Annotated in this window: 15 protein-coding genes; 2 read left to right on the top strand and 13 right to left on the bottom strand. The window is 55.9% G+C overall.

Annotated elements, in window-relative coordinates; all coding sequences use genetic code 11:
- Nucleotides 1–46: 46 nt before the first annotated feature.
- From murB to FE784_RS10155, 13 genes are all read right to left on the bottom strand, one after another.
- Nucleotides 47–952 carry a UDP-N-acetylmuramate dehydrogenase gene (gene murB, locus FE784_RS10215; protein ID WP_139602100.1) on the bottom strand — a complete coding sequence of 302 codons (906 nt, stop codon included), beginning with the start codon at nucleotides 950–952 and terminating at the stop codon, nucleotides 47–49.
- 276 nt (nucleotides 953–1,228) lie between these two features.
- Nucleotides 1,229–2,299, bottom strand: coding sequence for an undecaprenyldiphospho-muramoylpentapeptide beta-N-acetylglucosaminyltransferase (locus FE784_RS10210; protein WP_139602099.1), 1,071 nt, complete (start codon nucleotides 2,297–2,299; stop codon nucleotides 1,229–1,231).
- 6 nt (nucleotides 2,300–2,305) lie between these two features.
- Nucleotides 2,306–3,403 carry a stage V sporulation protein E gene (spoVE, locus tag FE784_RS10205; RefSeq protein ID WP_139602098.1) on the bottom strand — a complete coding sequence of 366 codons (1,098 nt, stop codon included), beginning with the start codon at nucleotides 3,401–3,403 and terminating at the stop codon, nucleotides 2,306–2,308.
- A 314-nt stretch (nucleotides 3,404–3,717) separates the two neighbouring features.
- Entirely contained in the window at nucleotides 3,718–5,142 is a 1,425-nt protein-coding gene (gene murD, locus FE784_RS10200) for a UDP-N-acetylmuramoyl-L-alanine--D-glutamate ligase (RefSeq protein WP_139602097.1), read from the bottom strand.
- A gap of 18 nt (nucleotides 5,143–5,160) precedes the next feature.
- Nucleotides 5,161–6,117 carry a phospho-N-acetylmuramoyl-pentapeptide-transferase gene (gene mraY / locus FE784_RS10195; protein ID WP_139602096.1) on the bottom strand — a complete coding sequence of 319 codons (957 nt, stop codon included), beginning with the start codon at nucleotides 6,115–6,117 and terminating at the stop codon, nucleotides 5,161–5,163.
- 22 nt (nucleotides 6,118–6,139) lie between these two features.
- The gene (locus tag FE784_RS10190; protein ID WP_139602095.1) at nucleotides 6,140–7,531 is read right to left on the bottom strand and encodes a UDP-N-acetylmuramoyl-tripeptide--D-alanyl-D-alanine ligase; all 1,392 of its coding nucleotides are present in this window, start codon (nucleotides 7,529–7,531) and stop codon (nucleotides 6,140–6,142) included.
- Complete coding sequence (locus tag FE784_RS10185) at nucleotides 7,528–9,015, bottom strand: UDP-N-acetylmuramoyl-L-alanyl-D-glutamate--2,6-diaminopimelate ligase (protein WP_139602094.1); 1,488 nt, start codon at nucleotides 9,013–9,015, stop codon at nucleotides 7,528–7,530. The genes FE784_RS10190 and FE784_RS10185 overlap by 4 nt, the downstream gene beginning before the upstream one ends.
- A gap of 75 nt (nucleotides 9,016–9,090) precedes the next feature.
- On the bottom strand, nucleotides 9,091–11,019 hold the full coding sequence (locus FE784_RS10180) for a stage V sporulation protein D (RefSeq protein ID WP_139602093.1): 1,929 nt from the start codon (nucleotides 11,017–11,019) through the stop codon (nucleotides 9,091–9,093).
- 204 nt (nucleotides 11,020–11,223) lie between these two features.
- Entirely contained in the window at nucleotides 11,224–13,500 is a 2,277-nt protein-coding gene (locus FE784_RS10175) for a penicillin-binding transpeptidase domain-containing protein (protein ID WP_139602092.1), read from the bottom strand.
- 15 nt (nucleotides 13,501–13,515) lie between these two features.
- Nucleotides 13,516–13,923 carry a cell division protein FtsL gene (ftsL, locus tag FE784_RS10170; RefSeq protein ID WP_139602091.1) on the bottom strand — a complete coding sequence of 136 codons (408 nt, stop codon included), beginning with the start codon at nucleotides 13,921–13,923 and terminating at the stop codon, nucleotides 13,516–13,518.
- Nucleotides 13,924–13,968: 45 nt separating this feature from the next.
- Nucleotides 13,969–14,928 (bottom strand): 16S rRNA (cytosine(1402)-N(4))-methyltransferase RsmH, encoded by a 960-nt coding sequence (gene rsmH, locus FE784_RS10165; protein WP_139602090.1) that lies wholly within the window; start codon nucleotides 14,926–14,928, stop codon nucleotides 13,969–13,971.
- A gap of 32 nt (nucleotides 14,929–14,960) precedes the next feature.
- Nucleotides 14,961–15,398: a division/cell wall cluster transcriptional repressor MraZ gene (mraZ, locus tag FE784_RS10160; protein WP_139602089.1), complete on the bottom strand. Its 438-nt coding sequence runs from the start codon at nucleotides 15,396–15,398 to the stop codon at nucleotides 14,961–14,963.
- A gap of 213 nt (nucleotides 15,399–15,611) precedes the next feature.
- Nucleotides 15,612–16,646 (bottom strand): DUF4349 domain-containing protein, encoded by a 1,035-nt coding sequence (locus FE784_RS10155; protein WP_176706099.1) that lies wholly within the window; start codon nucleotides 16,644–16,646, stop codon nucleotides 15,612–15,614.
- Between the two features lie 248 nt (nucleotides 16,647–16,894).
- Here FE784_RS10155 and FE784_RS10150 point away from each other — a divergent pair, with 248 nt between their 5' ends.
- The gene (locus FE784_RS10150) at nucleotides 16,895–17,116 is read left to right on the top strand and encodes a hypothetical protein (RefSeq protein ID WP_139602087.1); all 222 of its coding nucleotides are present in this window, start codon (nucleotides 16,895–16,897) and stop codon (nucleotides 17,114–17,116) included.
- Nucleotides 17,117–17,135: 19 nt separating this feature from the next.
- A complete protein-coding gene (locus tag FE784_RS10145) occupies nucleotides 17,136–17,465 on the top strand; it encodes a hypothetical protein (protein WP_139602086.1) in 330 nt (109 codons plus the stop codon).
- Nucleotides 17,466–17,591: the final 126 nt, after the last annotated feature.

Below are 17,591 nucleotides of genomic sequence, written 5' to 3'. Positions count from 1 at the left end.
CCCTCCCGAAAGCCTGCCTTGCAAGCCGGGAACCGGAATAACCGCTTTATCGATCGCCTACGACCAGCACTTCGGGCGTGAGCGTGATGCCGAACGTTTCATAGACGGTGCGTTGAATATGGTCCATCAATTGCAGGACGTCGTCCGCTTTCGCGCCACCCGTGTTGATGATGAAGTTGGCATGCTGCTTGGATACTTCCGCACCGCCGACGCGAAATCCTTTCAGGCCGGCTTCCTCGATCAGCTTCGCCGCATAATGACCGTCGGGGTTGCGGAACGTACTGCCGGCGCATGCCAAAGTGAGCGGTTGCGTTTGAATCCGGCGCTCCTTGTATGTCGCATTCGTCGCGGCGATTTCCTTCCGGTCTCCGTGCGCGAGCTCGAGCACGGCTTCCGTCACGATTCCGGCGCGGCCGTGCAGCCAAGAATGCCGGTAAGCAAACTCCATCTCGTCATTCCGCAGGCGTACCGTTTCTCCGGTTTCCAGCACAATCTCGGCTTCTTTGAGAATACGTGACATATCCGAACCGTGAGCCCCCGCATTCATGTAGACGGCTCCCCCCACTGTGCCGGGGATGCCCCCGGCGAACTCCAGCCCGGTCAATCCTTCCTTCGCGGCCTTGACGGAGAGCGTAATGAGCGATACCGCTCCTCCCGCCGTCACGACATTGCCGTCGAACCGGATATAGTTCAGTCCTCTGCCCAAATGCACAACGACGCCTCGCACGCCCTTATCGGCAATGAGCATATTGGAGCCCCTGCCGATCGTCTGGAACGACTGTCCATGACGATGCAAAATGCGGATCGTTTCCGCCAGCTCGCGGGTTCCGTCAGGAATGACCAGAACGTCGGCGGGACCTCCAATTTTCCATGTCGTGTACTCGGCGAGCGTCTCGTCAAGCAGAACCTTACCCACCCGGGCTGAAAGCAATTGTTGTATAACCTGTTGCATGGGGAAACCTCCTTCACGAAAATCGGGGACAATCGTCGACGCCAGACGCCTGCAGACGCTGATTGGCGAGGACGCATAAGTCCGAACACTTGAGAAAAACGGCCATTTTTCCGCAGGGTGCTTTCCGCGGTATCCCGGTGTCTGTCACGGTTATAGTGTATAGTATGTAAGAGGGCGGGATGTGTGACAAACGCCTAGACGGACAAAATCTCCTTGCGGCCCTGACGCGAAAGCGGCGATCGGTCGCTTCTATTACTATTTTCTATTTTTTCCCTTTTATTTGGTCCCGGCAACCTGACCGATAAGCCCGAGAATGCTAGTAATGCTGTCCTGATTCGAATGGCCTTTCATCCGTTCGACGTATTCCCCTCGACGTTCGTATAGCCGAGATACTTGCTCCGCAAGAATGTCGGCGGTCATCCGCTCCTCTTCAAGCACTTCGCAATACCCTTGGGAGCGAAACGATTCGGCGTTCAAAATTTGATCGCCGCGCGAAGCGTTTTTCGAAAGCGGCACGAGCAGCATCGGCTTGCGCATGTACAAAAACTCGAAGATCGATGTCGACCCGGAGCGGGATACGACGACGTCGGCCATCGCCAGCAGGTCCGGCAGCTCGGTCGTCACGTATTCGAATTGACAGTACCCGCGAACGGCGGACAGAGAGGGATCGAGATTGCCTTTGCCGCACAGATGCACGATCTGAAATTGCTCCAGCAGCCGTTCCAGACCGCCGCGTACCGCACCGTTGATGACCCTCGAGCCGAGACTGCCTCCCATGACGAACAGCACGGGCTTCTGCTTGTGAAAATCGCAGAGGCTCAGTCCTTTGGCTGCGCTGCCGCGCAGCATTTCATCCCGGATCGGCAGGCCTGTGCATTCCGCTTTATCGCCGGAAAATTGGCGAACCGTCTCGGGAAACGTCACGCAAACTTTGGAGGCGAACGGAAACGACAGCTTGTTCGCCAGACCCGGTGTCATGTCCGATTCATGAATAAGAACCGGCACCCGATTCATCCAAGCGGCGAAAACGACCGGAACGGACACGAAGCCGCCTTTGGAAAAGACGGCGTTCGGCTTCAGCTTGCGTATGATCCGGTAGGCGTCGCCTACGCCTTTTATCACTTTGAACGGGTCTTTGAAGTTTTGCAAATCAAAGTAACGGCGGAGTTTTCCCGAAGAAATCGGATGAAACCGGATCCCGGCTTCCTCGGTAATTTTTCTCTCGATGCCATCGGCCGAACCGACGTAATCGACGCTCCAGCCTTGATCCTTCAGCCTGGCGATCAGCGCCAGATTCGGGGTCACATGCCCCGCCGAGCCGCCGCCGGTGAAAACGATCGATTTCAATGTGATTCACCTCGCATAGCGGGAAATATTCAGCAATACGCCGATCGCGGTCAGCATGAGCGTCAAGGACGAGCCGCCGGCACTAATGAGCGGAAGCGTAATGCCCGTAACGGGAAACATGCCGATGACGACGCCGATGTTAATGACGACCTGTACGGCGATCATCCCCACGATGCCTACCGCGAGCAGGCTGCCGAACGTGTCGGGAGCCGTAATTGCCGTCCGCATCCCTCTCCAGACGAGAAGGGCGAACAGCAGCAGGACGGTAGCGCCGCCGATAAAGCCGAGCTCCTCGGCGATAATCGAGAAGATGAAGTCGGTTTGCGGCTCCGGCAAATAGCTGTACTTTTGCCGGCTCATGCCGAGACCGAGTCCGGCCAAGCCTCCTGGGCCTATCGCATACAGCGATTGAATCGACTGGTACCCCGCCCCCAGCGGATCTTGCCACGGATCGAGAAAGGCGGTTATCCGTTTGAGCCGGTAGGGCGCCGCGGCGATGAGACCGACAAACCCGACCAGTCCGATCAGACCCAAGTAAGTCAAATGGGAAATCCTGGCTCCAGCCGTATAAATAATAAGGAGCGATGCGCCTACCAAAACGGCGCCTGTCCCCAAATCGGGCTGGAGCATGATCATGCCGAAGGCGAATCCCATTATGCCTAACGGCGGCAGCAGCCCTTTCGCAAACCCGGTTATTTTCGACTGCTCCTCGGAGAGCAGCTTGGCGAGAAACACGATCATGCCGAGCTTCATGAACTCCGAGGGCTGGATGCCGAGCGAGCCGATGCCGAGCCAGCTGCGGGCGCCGCCGCGCACGACTCCGATTCCGGGAATCAGCACGATGACAAGAAGCGCGAAGCAGACGATCAGGCCGACTTTGGCGTACTTTTTCCATACCCAGTAATCGACGTTCATCGTCACGTACATGGCCGCGATGCCCAGCACCGCAAAAATGAGCTGCCGTTTCAAATAGTAATAGTAGTCGCCATGCTCATGAAAGGCGAGAACCGCGCTGGCGCTGTACACCATCACAACGCCGATCGATAAAATGAGCAGCGTGGATACCAGTATCCACGGATCGGGGAACGAACGCATCTTCGACATCGCCGCATAACCTCCATAGACGGGGAAGCTTGCACAACGGCCGCAACGCTCGCAACATGACCGAACCTCGCGGCAAGCGGTCCGAATCTCTCGGAACGCATCCGTTGTGCTGCCTCCCGCTCCCGGGCTTGTTCGCAGCGACTGAGCCGCCGACAGCGGCTCGGCTGCAGCTGCGGTTTGCTCGCAAAGCTTCCATGGCGAAACTTGGGTCTTGATTATTCCGTTTCCCATATTTCGCACTGAATGCCTTAAACGCAAACCGATGCCGCAACCGGAGCCTTCGCCGGCGAACGGTCGATGTAAACAAGCCTCTACTACAATTTATGCACCGACTCTTTAAACATGCGTCCCCGAATCTCAAAGGATTCGAACATATCCCAGCTGGCGCAAGCCGGCGAGAGCAGCACGACGTCGCCCGATTCGGCGAACGCCCTTGCGGCGCGCACCGCTTCGTCCAGCGTCTCGGCTGCACTGTTCCCAGTATCGACCGTTTTGACCGCGCTGATTCCCGCTTTCTCCGCCAGCCCGGCAAATTTATGCCGCGTTTCGCCCAAGGAGACGACCGCTTTTACGTTCCGTTCCAAATAAGGCAGCAGGTCCTGGAACTCCGACTTGCGATCCTGCCCGCCCGCGATCAGCACGATCGGCTGCCCGAACGACTCGAGCGCCTTCATCGTGGCAAGCGAATTGGTAGCTTTCGAATTGTTGTAGTAGACGATCCCGTCCCGCTCGAGAACAAACTCGAGACGATGCTCCACGCCGCGAAACGTACGCAGCGCTTGCACGATCGAGTCGAGGTCCGCTCCGGCAGCGAGGGCGACCGCTACCGCAGCCATGGCGTTCTCGGCATTATGCTTGCCGGGAATGCCGAGCTGCTTCGCAGGCAACACAACCGTTTCACGCCCCGCGGCATCTTTATGTACGATGTGATGCGCATCGGTCAATGGTTCGTCGGGCGACTGCAGCGGCGGCTCCAAATATACGCCCCGTTCCAGCCGCTCCCGCATCGAAAAAGGAACGAGCTGCGCCTTCACCGTGCCGGCGATGCGCCGGCATTCCGGATCATCCCAATTCAGTACGGCCACATCGTCCTGCCGCTGGCTTGCAAACAGCTTTGCCTTGGAGGCGATATAGTCCTCCATCGTGCCGTGATAATCGAGATGAGTCTCGCATACATTCAACAGACAAGCAATGCGCGGCCGGAAGTTCACCGTCCCCTTCAATTGAAAGCTGCTCAGCTCCACGACCATGTGGTTCGTCCCGGTCGCTTCTGCTGCGGCTTCGCACAAAGCGCGGCCGATGTTCCCGGCAATGATCGGATGAAGTCCGGCATTCTCCAGTATGCGTCCGATCCACGTAGTCGTGGTCGTCTTGCCGTTCGATCCGGTTATTCCGATAATCGGCGCTTTGCATATATAGTTCGCCACCTCTACCTCGGTGACGATTTCGATGCCGAGACGCTCCGCGTCCCGAACGGGCGGGATCGAATAAGGAATGCCCGGATTTTTGACGACGAGCGCCACGCCAGCATGAATGAGCGTCTCCGGATGACCGCCGCAAAGAACAGAAATACCCAGAGCCGTCAATTCGTCGGCCTCAGGGCATAAAGTACGGTCTTTCTTATCGTTTACGGTGACGGCGGCGCCATATTCGTGAAACAGCTTCGCCACCGCCACTCCGCTTCTCGCAAGGCCCAGAACGACAACTTCCTTGCCCCGGTAAAACTCGGGATGATTCATAGCTACGCAATCCCACCTTTACAGATTAAACAATGCCAATCCCGCACAGACGAGACCGGCGAACCAAAACGTGACGACGATACGCCATTCCGACCATCCGACCAGCTCGTAGTGGTGATGGATCGGACTCATCCGGAACACGCGTTTGCCGCGCGTTTTGAAGGAAACGACCTGAATGACGACGGACAACATCTCGATGACGAAGACGGCGCCGACTATGAGAATGAGCAGCTCCGATTTCGTCAGTATCGCTACGGCCGCAAGTCCGCCGCCGATGCCGAGCGAGCCGGTATCTCCCATGAATACTTTGGCCGGATGGGCATTGAACACGAGAAAGCCGAGTACGGCCCCTACCATCGATGCCGAGAAAACGGCCGCTTCCATCTCCGAGTGGACGAGCGCGATGATCGTGTACGTCCCGAACGCGATGGCGCTCGTACCGGCTAGCAGACCGTCCAAGCCATCGGTGAAATTCACCGCGTTGGACATGCCCAGCATCATGATCACGACAAACGGCACGTACAGCCACCAGCCGATCTCTAGCGTATAATCGGTGAAAGGGACGGACAAATCGGTGCTGTGTCCGCTCCGATATAAAAGGTAACATACGACACCGGAGAAAAACAACTGTCCGAAAAGCTTCTGTTTCGCCGTCAGCCCGAGCGAGCGCTTGAACAAAATCTTGATATAATCGTCCAGAAAACCTATCAATCCGTATCCAAGCGAGGCTATCAGCAGGATGACGGCATCGGCCGTGCCATCGGAAAACCGCAAAAACGCGATCGACAATGCGAGCAAGATGATCGTGCCGCCCATGGTGGGGGTTCCCGCTTTTTTCAAATGCCCTTGCGGACCGTCTGTGCGTATTTGCTGGCCGAACTTGAGACGCCGCAGTATGGGGATGCAGATCGGCCCCAATATAATCGCTAGCAGAAAAGCGGCTCCCATCGTAAATAAAATCACTTTCATATCCATGACGGTCGGTTCCCCCTCCCTTCTACAGTTGTACGTCCACTAGTCGTTGGACGGCTTCCTCGAGCCGCATTCCTCTGGAGCCTTTCACCAATACGATATCTTGCGACCGGGCAACCGAAGCGATGTCCCGCACCATTTCCTCTTTATTATCGAACCAACGGACCCGCCCTTGCGGAAAAGAAGGCATCGCCTCATCCGCGGTATGCCTGGAAAGCGGGCCGAACGCGTACACGTAATCGAACTGATCCGGAGAAAGCGCGGAGCCGATATTCCGGTGAAACCGCTCCTCCTCGTCGCCGAGCTCCAGCATATCGCCCAGCACCACGATTTTCCGTCCGAAACCGATAAGCTCCTTCAGCAGCTCGAGCGATGCGAGCGTAGACGCCGGGCTGGCATTGTAGGCGTCATTGAGCACCGTCAGTCCCGTAGCGCCCCGCATCCGTTCGATGCGCATCCCCGTCGGCTTCATCGCGCCCAGTCCGGACGCGATTTCCTCATCGCTCAGTCCGAAGTGTCTTCCGACCGCGACGGCCGCCATCGCGTTGACCGCATTGTGACGGCCCGGCAGCGGGATCCTAAACTCCGGCTTCTTAGCACCATTAAGCGTAAACGCCGCACCGTCGGCTTCCACGGAAACATGGCTCGGCCATAGATCGTTATCCGCTCCCGAACCGAACCGGACGCCAATTATGGATTCCGGCTTGCTCGCTTGCGAAAGCAGCGACTCGAGCAGCGGTTCATCGCCGTTATAGGCGAACAGTCCGCCTTCCTTCAAGCCGGCCAATATTTCCAGCTTCGCCCGGGCAATGCCGGTTCGCGAGCCGAGTCGCTCCAGGTGCGCTTCCCCGATCATCGTAATAACGGCCGCTTCCGGCTTGGCGATCCGGGTCAGCAATTCGATTTCGCCGAAGCCCCGCATGCCCATTTCGAGCACCGCCAGCTCGGTCCCCTCATCCATCTGCAAAATCATGAGCGGCAGTCCGATATCGCCGTTCAAATTGCCTTCCGTTTTGCGGACGTTGTATTTCACCGCCAGTACGGCGGCGATCATATCCTTGGTCGTCGTCTTGCCGTTGCTGCCGGTAACGCCCACGATCTTAACCGGCAACTGCTCCCGGTAACGGGCGGCCAACCGCTGCAGCGCAGACAAAGCATCGTCGACCACGATAGCCGGAACGCCTTCCGGCGGTTCGCCGCGGTCTTGTTGCCATAGCGTGGCGGTTGCCCCCAGCCGAAACGCTTCTTTCGCGTAATCATGGCCGTCGAACCGTTCTCCGATAATCGGAATATATAAATTTCCGGCGCCAATCGTCCGCGTATCTTTGGACACGCCGCGGATAACGAGCGATTCGTCGCCGTTCCGCACCGTTCCGGATACCATCGCGGCGACTTCGCCGAATGTGCGAATCATCACTTCGATCTACCCCTTATCGCTTCCTGGGCGACAAGCCGGTCGTCGAAATGATGCTGGACGCCGCCCACGATTTGGTATGGTTCATGCCCTTTTCCCGCAATTAATACTACATCGTTGGAGCTTGCCATTTCAACTGCTTTATAGATCGCCTCTCGACGATCCGCCACCAGCTCGTAACGGTCCCGCCCCATGCCTTCCGCTTCGATTCCCGGCTCGATTTCCCGCAATATCGCTTCCGGATTTTCCGATCTGGGGTTGTCGGAGGTCGCTATAGCGTAATCGCTGCCGCGGGCGGCGATCGCACCCATCAGCGGCCGCTTCGACCTGTCCCTGTCTCCGCCGCAGCCGAAAACGGTAATAATCCGTCCTTCGCAAAATTCGCGAATCGCCGCGAGCGCGTTCTCCAAGCCGTCCGGCGTATGGGCGTAATCGACGACGACAAGATAGTCGGAATCGGTCTCCACCGTCTCCATCCGCCCGGGAACGCCGCTCATCCTCTCTAAACTATTCGCGATCTCCGAAAGTGGAATCCGCTCGATCAAAGTTGATGAAATGGCCCCAAGCGCATTGTATACGTTGAATTTGCCTACAAGTCTCATCGAAATTTCAGCCTCTTCCCCGAACGCCGACACGGTAAACCGGGTGCCTCTCGACGACATCCGGATATCGGTGGCGCGCACGTCCGCGTCCGGTCCGAATCCGTAACGGATAATTTGGGCGCTCGTCTGTTTGGCGAAATAGGCGGAAGCTTCATCGTCCCCATTGAGCACGGCGTAAACGGTCGCATCCGGCTCGTCGGTAAATTCGTTGCCGAGCCGGGAGAAGAACAATCCTTTGGCCTCCCGATACTGCTCCATCGTTTTATGAAAATCGAGATGATCCTGGGTCAAGTTCGTGAACAAGGCGGTCCGGAACCGGCAGCCCTTCACCCGGCCGAGCTCCAGCGCATGGCTGGACACTTCCATAACCGCGTAATCCGCTCCGGCGTCGCGCATTTTGCGCAAATTCATTTGGAGATCGGACGCTTCCTGCGTCGTCCGCTCGGCCTCGAACCATTGCTCGCCGATCTTCATGCTGATCGTCCCCATCAGCCCCGTACGGAACTTCCTGTCCCGCAAAATATGCTCGATAAGCGCCGTCGTCGTCGTTTTGCCGTTCGTTCCGGTTACGCCGATCAGCTTCATTTCCCGGCTCGGATACCCGTAAAACTTGCAGGCGATGACGGCCATCGCGTATCTGGCATCATTCACGAACAGCTTCGGCAGCGATACGGGAACGTCCCGCTCCAGAACGAGCGCGGCCGCCCCCGCCTCTTGCGCCTTCGCGGCATAATCGTGGCCGTCGCTGACCAGTCCCGGGATGCACAAGAACAGATCGCCCGGACGTACTTTGCGCGAATCCGTCTGAATGCCGGTGACGGCCGTATGCGGATCTCCCGACACCCTGGACGCGACGAAAAGTGATGCTAGCTGCTCAAGCCGCATGGAGTAGCCTCCTTAACCGATAAGTAGTATTACGGTAAGCCTTATCTATTATAGACCAAATCGAATGAAGAGCAATCAGGATTCGGGATGTTTTCCCATATAAATGCGGATCGTGGACCCTTGCTCTACCCGTTCGCCGGCCTTGGGCGCCTGGCTGATCACCTCGTCGCCGCTGCCGAACTTCTCCAAGCGGAAGTTCATGTTCATATCCTCGTAAATGTCGCTGACCGTATGACCGACCAAGTCGGGCACCTCGACGACGCGGGTTTCCCCGTACCGGTATTCGCGCTCCAATTGATCCTTGCGCGGCTCGACTCCCATATACCGCAGCGCGTCGGCCATTACGTTTTTGACGATAGGAGCCGCGACTAGCCCGCCGAACTGGATGCCGGCCGGATCGTCCACGGCGACATAAACTACGATTTTCGGATCGTCCGCCGGGGCGAACCCGATGAATGATACGATATGCTCGTCGGGCGAATAGCGGCCGCCGATAACTTTTTGCGCCGTACCCGTTTTGCCGCCCACCCGGTAACCGTCAATGAAGGCTGGGCGCCCCGTCCCTTTCGCCACGACGCTCTCGAGCGCCTCCCGCACCTGCTTGGAAGTCGATTCCGATATCACTTGCCGAACGAGCTTGGGCTCGACGGACTTTACTTTCTCGCCGGTATCCGGGTTGTACCACGCTTTGGCCACATGGGGCTCGAACAGCTTCCCGCCGTTTACGGCAGCCGATACGGCCGTAATTTGCTGGATCGGCGTCACCGATACGCCTTGGCCGAATGCGGTGGTGGCAAGCTCGACCGGTCCGACTCTGGACAGCTTGAACATAATGCCGTTCTCTTCGCCTCCGAGATCGATACCCGTCTTCTGCCCGAAGCCGAACCTGCGAATGTAGTCGAACAAGCTTTCCTTCCCGAGCCTCTGCCCCAGCGCGACGAATCCGGGGTTGCACGAATTTTCAACGACCTGCAAAAACGTCTGGCTGCCGTGCCCGCCCTTTTTCCAGCAGCGGAGCCTGGCGCCGCCCACTTCGATAAAACCTGGATCGAAAAACGTATCCCGCTTCAGATTGACCTTCTTTTCTTCCAGCGCGGCGGCGAGCGTAATAATCTTGAATGTCGATCCGGGCTCGTAGGTCATCCAGATCGGCAGGTTGCGGTTGTATACTTCGCTCGGATATTCGCGAAAATGGGTCGGATCGAACGTAGGTCTGGCCGACATGGCCAATATTTCGCCGGTGTTCGGATCCATGGCGATGCCGATCGCGTTCTTCGCCTGGTGCTGAACCATTGCTTGATCGAGCTCGCGCTCCAAATACGATTGGATGTTTTTGTCGATCGTCAGCTGAAGGTTAAGGCCGTCCTTGGGCGGCTGGTATTGCTCGGACGTGTTCGGCATCTCCCTGCCGGCGGCATCGCTCAAGTACGACACGCTTCCGTTGATGCCGCGCAGCTCGCTGTTGTAAGAAGCCTCCACGCCGGTCAGCCCCTGGTTGTCGATACCCGTAAATCCCAAAATATGCGATGCGAACGAGCCGAAAGGATAATACCGCTTATTGTCTTCGGCCACCTCGATGCCCGGCAAATTCAGATTGCGCACTTCCGCCGCTTTTTCTTCGGTAATTTTACGGCCGCCCGGCCGGATATAGACGCTCGATTCCCGCTTCGTCAGCGATTTATAAATGTCTTCCTCGCTCATCTGCAGCACCCTGGCCAGTTCCCCTGCCGTTGCCCGGGCATCCTTGATTTGCGCCGGTATGGCCATGATGGAAGGCGAGCTGACGTTGTAAGTAAGCCGAACGCCGCTTCGATCCCATATTTCGCCTCTTTTGGCGGCAAACGGGATGTTGCGGCGCCATAAATCTTCGGCTTTTTGCGCCAGGTCTCCCCCGATCCACAACTGGACATAGGCAAGTCGAACCGTAAGCGCGGCGAACAAAATTCCGCTGACGACGAGTGCGGCAAACAACCGTCGTCTGACCGTTACGCTGGACACTTTCACGATGGGTCCCCCTCCCGACAATTCGAAGAAAGCATTCTTCGAAAGCATACGTCCGGCTTTCGAAGAATGCCGCTCCGAAAGCCGTACTCTACGTTTCGAAGAGAAGCAATCTTTGAAAGCGTACCCTATGACGATAGCTAGAACGTTTCATATCATAGCTATTCAAAACGGGGAGGGGTTAGAACAAGCTTTCAGGCAATCGGATTACGGCTTCGTCTTGGTCGTCGTTCCCGACTTCGAGCCGGTTCCGGTCGACGACTGCGTCGTTTTGCCGGATGTCGCGGCTTGGTTGGCGGCGGCCAATTTGGCCGCTTCGACCTTCGCCTTCTCCAATTCGTTCCACGGCACCAATTGAAGCGCCACGGCTTGCCTTTCGCCGCCGGATACGACCGTTTGCGAGGCGACATAGCCTTCGCCGCTCACCTGGCAGTCCACCTTCATGAACGAACAGACGGCGAGCGCATCGCGCATCGATTTGCCCTGCATATTCGGCAGGTCGACACCTTCCGATTCTTCGGTCAACAAATATATTCGCTCGTTCGGGCTGATTTCCGTACTGCCCGCAGGAAATTGGGCGATAACCGAGGCGCCTTTGCCCAATACGTCATATTTGATCTTGCTGTCTCCCAATTGCTTCTTGGCGTCGACGAGCGGCTTGCCGCTCGTATCCGGCGTGGCGATTTTCTTCTCGACGCCCGACAGCTCCTGGGAGACGTGGGCCGTTACGTTCATATATCTCAAGCTTTGCGACATGATTTCCTTGAATACGACCGGGGCGACCAGTCCGCCGTTATGGTAGTTCCCATGCAGATCGGGCTGGTCGGCCAGAACGAGCACGACGATTTTCGGATCTTCCACGGGAGCGTATCCCACGAACGTAATGACCCATTGGTCGTCGGCATATTTGCCATTGATTACGATATTTGCCGTTCCCGTCTTCCCGGCTACCCGATACCCGTCGATATTAGCGTTGCGGCCTGTTCCGATCTCTTTATCCGACACGACCTGCTCCAAATATTCGGTGACTTTGCTTGCCGTCTCGGGCGAAACGACCTGACGCACGGTCTTCGGCTCGATTTGTTGAATCACTTCGTTCGTCTTCGGGTCGAGCACCGCCTTTACAACATGCGGCTGCATCATCTTTCCGCCGTTTGCGATAGCGCCGTAAGCCGCGATCTGCTGAATCGCCGTAACCGAGACCCCGCCTTGGCCGTACGTTGCCGTCGCATAGTCGACCGGATAGCGGAAACGGTCTCCCCAGCCTTGAACTTCTCCGGGGAGGTCGATTCCCGTCTTTTGACCGAAGCCGAATTTGGCGATATACTGCTTGAACTTCTCTTCCTTCAGCTTCTCATAGCCGAGCTTGACGAACGCCACGTTGCTCGAACGCTTCAGCCCTTCCAAATAAGAGATCGTTCCCCAGCCTTTCAAGTTATGGTCATTCAGCGTCCGGTCATAAATTTTGATCGAGCCCGACTTGAACTTCTCGTTCGGATCGAACAACCCTTCTTCCACGGTGCCCGCCAGCGTCACGAGCTTGAAGGTCGAGCCGGGTTCGAACTGCGACGCGATCGCATTGTTTCTGAAATCTTCCGGCTTCGCCTCCCAATACTTGGCGGGGTTGAAGGTAGGCATATTGGCCAGCCCCAAAATTTCGCCGGTTTTCGGATCCATCGCGATCGCCGTCATGCTTTTCGGCTTAAATTCGGCATACGACCGTTCCATGGCCGTTTCGATATACGATTGGATGTTGCGGTCGATCGTCAATTGAAGCGTCTTGCCGTCTTCCGCCGGCTCATAGCTCGCTTTCGCGTCAGGGAGCTCATAGCCCATGCGGTCCTTCTCGGTGACGATATGTCCCGCTTTCCCTTTGAGCATATCGTTGTATGCAGCTTCGAGCCCCATGACCGCCTTGCCGTTTTTATCGAAATAACCGAGTACGTGAGCGGCTAGGCTGCCCCCCGGATAATAACGCTTCGGGGATTCCTCCAAATAGACGCCATGCGTGTACAAATTGCTCTGGCTGCTGATCGGCATGTTGAGTTTTAGCGCCGCGGCGATTTTGTCGGCCATCTCGACGTCGACCTTCCAGCCCTCGCTCCGGACCTCCACCCATGTGAGAAGCGTGCCGTCCTCTTTCTTCTTCGTCACTTGATCGAGCAGCTCGGATTCCGGCTTGCCCAATATCACGGACAATTCCTTGACGATTTCGGCACCGTTCTTGAGAGTCGCTATTATTTTCGGATTGACGATAATCGTATAAGAAGGTCCGTCTTCGGCCAGCACTTGTTTGTTGCGGTCCACGATCGAGCCTCGCACGGGCTGTATCGTTTTGTTGCGCTCCCACATATCCTGCGCTTTCTTCAGCAGCTCCGACGCGTCTACTACTTGAACCCAATACACTTTGCCGATCAGGACAACAAAAAATAGGGTGAACAATCCCCCTATCAGCAACGTGCGCAGTTTTACTTTCTTGGTCATATGTAAGGCCCTTTCCTACTCTTTTTTCATAGCGACCGAGTCGCCGCCCGCGGCGCCCCTCTTATCCGTCACTTGATTCAGGACTTCATTCGGGACGAGACCGAGCTGTTTCGCCTGATCGAGCAGTTTTTTCGGGTCCTGATATTTCGTAATTTCCAGCTTCAGCTTGTTGTTCTCGATCTGCAGCGCTTTGATCTGGCTCTCGATCTGCTGCATTCTCGTGTTCAGCTCATAGATTTGCGCATACCGCCATATTATGGCACCCGCCACCAAGACGCATACGATGACGGTAAACAAATACAACAGCTTCTCCTGGACCGGAATCGATTTCCGTTTGACGACGACCTTTTTTTGCTCTTGCACCTTCGCTTTTTTGGCTGGCTTTTGTTCGATCGCCAGGTTTCCGTTGATGTATGCCGACACTCGATGTCATCCTCCTTCGGGTGATTTCCCCATTTCGATTTGTTCTTACGCTTCCAGCTTCTCCGCAGCCCGCAGCTTGGCCGAGCGCGCTCTGGGGTTTCGCTCCAATTCTTCGTCGGACGGCAAGACCGGCTTCCGGTGCACCAGACGGACGATCCCCTTTTTCTGGCAGACGCACATCGGAAAATCGGGCGGACACGTGCACTTTTCCACAAGCTTGGCAAACGTTTGCTTGCAGATCCGGTCCTCTAGCGAATGAAAAGTAATCACCGCAACCCTTCCACCCGGCGCCAAGCATTGAATGGACTGTTTGAGCGCCTCCTCGAACGCCCCGAGCTCGTCGTTGACCGCGATGCGCAGCGCCTGGAAGCTGCGCTTTGCCGGGTGAGGCCCCGTACGCCTGGCGGCGGCCGGTATCGACTCCTTGATCAGCTCGACCAATTGGCCGGTCGATTCGATTTTGCCGGCTTTGCGCGCCTCGACAATCGTCTTGGCAATTTTCCGCGAAAACTTTTCTTCGCCGTACTCGAACAAAATGCGGGCAATGTCCTCCGCGCTCCATTCGTTCACGATCGTCGCGGCCGTCAGCTCCATATCGCGATCCATCCGCATATCCAGCTCCGCGTCATGATTGTAGCTGAAGCCGCGCTCCGCTTCGTCCAATTGCGGCGAGGATACGCCCAGATCGAACAAAATCCCGTTAACATGCGGGACGCCGTCCCGTTTGGGTACGAAATCCAAGCTATCCAGGACGCTGCGCAAGTAGCGGAAATTGCTCTTCACCAAATGAACCCGTTCCCCGAAAGGCGCCATCCGCTCCCTGCCATTGGCAAGAGCGACATCGTCCTGATCGAATGCGATCAGCTTCCCGTTCGGCCCAAGCTTCGAGGCGATTAACGAGCTATGGCCCGCCCCTCCCATCGTACAATCCACGTATATGCCGTCAGGCTGAATGTGCAACGCATCAACGGACTCTTCCTTCAAAACCGTCACGTGCTCGAACAAGTCTTGTCCTCCTGTAATAGCTCATTATGTTTTTATAGATCGAAGTTGAAGTCGACGAGTTTCTCGGCAATTTCATTAAACGACTCTTCCGACTGCTGGAAGTAGTTTTCCCAAACATGCTTGCTCCAAATCTCTACCCGGTTCGAAACGCCCAGCACGACGCAATCTTTATCCAGCTTGGCGTACTCGCACAAATTGTTCGGAATGTTGATCCGGCCCTGCTTGTCCAGCTCGCACTCGGTAGCTCCGGAGAAGAAGAAACGGGTAAAGGCGCGTGCATCGGCTTTCATGAGCGGCAAGCTTTTCAGCTTCTGCTCCAGTACGGCCCATTCTTCCTTCGGGTATACGAACAAGCAGTTGTCGAGTCCGCGGGTGACGACAAATTGGGCTCCCAGAGCGTCACGGAATTTGGCGGGAACGATCATCCGACCCTTATCGTCGATCGCGTGCTGATATTCCCCCATGAACATGCTCCGGTCTCCCCCTTTCCTCCACTTTCACCCACTTTTCACCACTCGATAGTTTGTAATTCGTTGTCGACAAAAAAAATCCTGCCTTGTACAGGCAAGATTTTTAAAAAGTTGACCGATTGTCCGACTATGTTCACAAGTTAGCAAGCGCAAACAGAGGATAATTGTCAGAATGCTCCAATTGTACATTCGGATCGATATCATGAGTTGCTCTCAATTTCCTCCCTGAGGATGGCTGCTTTCGTCTGACGCCTTGTTGAGACTGCGAATTTCCCTCGCCCGTTCCTCCAGCTTCTTGTTGCGCTTTTGCCGATTCCGGTATATGAAATAGGCCGGCACGGCAATGACGAGCACAACCGCCAACACGGGGAGCGCCGCCGCCAGGACAATAAGCAAACCTTTGAAGAAACCGAGCACGACGCCCGCGCTGCCGTTCAGGGCGCCCGAAAGCTTGCTTGCAAAACCGCCTTCCTGTTGGTCCTGTCCGCCGTTCGCTTTGACGACTTTTTGATACAAGCGAATTTCTACGGTCGAGAAGGATACGTTTTGTTCCAAGTAGCGCATTCTTCCTTTGATTTGTTCGATCTGGGTCTGCACGTTTCCGATTTGGCTCGAAAACGCGACCAGCTCCTCGCTTTTCGTCGCTTTGCCCATAAAGTCCAGCAACCGCGCCTCTTCCGCCTGCTTCGATTTCAGCCGCGCTTCCAAATCGACGAACTCCTCGGTTACATCCTGTCCTTGAACGCTGCGTTGGATCGTTTTCGGCTTCATCTTCTCCAAATCGGCAAGGAACGCCGAGAAGCCGTTCGAAGGCACTTTGACGACAAGGGTACCGCTTTGCTCGTAATCGGTACGGTTTTCCGAAAATTGCAGCAAATAGCCTCCTGATAAATGAATCAAATTGTTGATTTCCGTATGCGCCAGACCGTAGTCCGCCACTTCCATCGCCACGTTCGCCTTATAAATGATTTTCCGTTCCGCGGCGGCATCCGTTTGGCCCGCGAGGGACGATCCTTGCTGGGGAGGCGCTCCCGCCCCTATCCCCGAGCTCGGTTTCTCCGCACTTGAAGCCGAATTTTGCGACTGGTTTTTCACCATGTTCAAGTCGGCGGCTGCAGCCTGCGGTGCGGATTCGGTTCCTTTGCCGACGCTGCCGGTACTTTCATCTTTGGCCGATCCGCAGCCCGTCAAAAAGGCCAGCAGCAGCAAACAACCGGTAAGCGCCAAGCTCAGTCTTTTTCTTTTCATTGTCCCGTACATGCTCCAATCCCCCGTTTCGATTGCCGTGTCAAGAGGACAGCAAACGTTGCATAGTAAACGCTGTCATATCCCAAACGAAGCGAAGCCGCGAATGGTTGCAATATTTTGGAACGCGGACGAAATTTTTCCCAATTTCTATCCTGCACGGAGCCTATTCGACCATGCATGCATAAATCATCGGAGGAATGGGGGATAACAACAAGGAAATCCGGTTTTTACCTTGAGGAGGTTTGGGCGTGACAACATATTTGGTCTGGTTCATCGTGATCGTATCGGCATTCGGCTTAATCGCCTCCCTCATGATGAACAAGCGGCTCCAGCATCGCGAGTATGACGACGGCACGAATAGGGCGACTGCCAAACATCCTTTTTTGGCCAACCCGATTGTAATCGCTTATGTGGTGTTTCCCGTAGTTCTGCTGATCGGCGTAGCCATCTTGATGATGTTGTATTATTGAGTCGGGAGGAACGATGCTTATGGAGAAGAAAACGTACTACGTATCCGTACAAGCCGGGTCCGTGCTGGAAAATGAAGGCGATGCCGCCTACGAATTCGAAATCGTCGCCACCGAGCCGGAGGTCGAGGACTTGATGGAGCAGTTCGGGATGCTGAGCGATGCGGATAATTCCTCGGCATTCCGCGCCCACCTTCCCGGGGTGCCGTATCATCAGGACTCCGAGCATGACGGCTACGATTATACGCTGACGCAGATCTATCGGAAGCTGTACGATTTGGGGACGGAAGAGACGAAGCATACGATCGCGAAAATGGGATCGATCGGCGAGCAGGAGCCGCCGGTTTCCTAATGGAATAAGGTATGGCAAAAAATCCTCCCGGTCCGCATAGTCGCGATATGGGAGAATTTTTTATTTCATCTTGATACCGCTTTCTTTTTTATATATAATAATTAATAATTATATATAATTTGTCGA

Origin of the sequence: Paenibacillus hemerocallicola (genome assembly GCF_006265175.1) — a bacterium.
GTDB classification, from domain to species: Bacteria; Bacillota; Bacilli; order Paenibacillales; family NBRC-103111; genus Paenibacillus_AB; species Paenibacillus_AB hemerocallicola.
The sequence above is the reverse complement of the archived record's forward strand: the minus strand, read 5'-3'. Positions and strand labels throughout refer to the sequence as shown.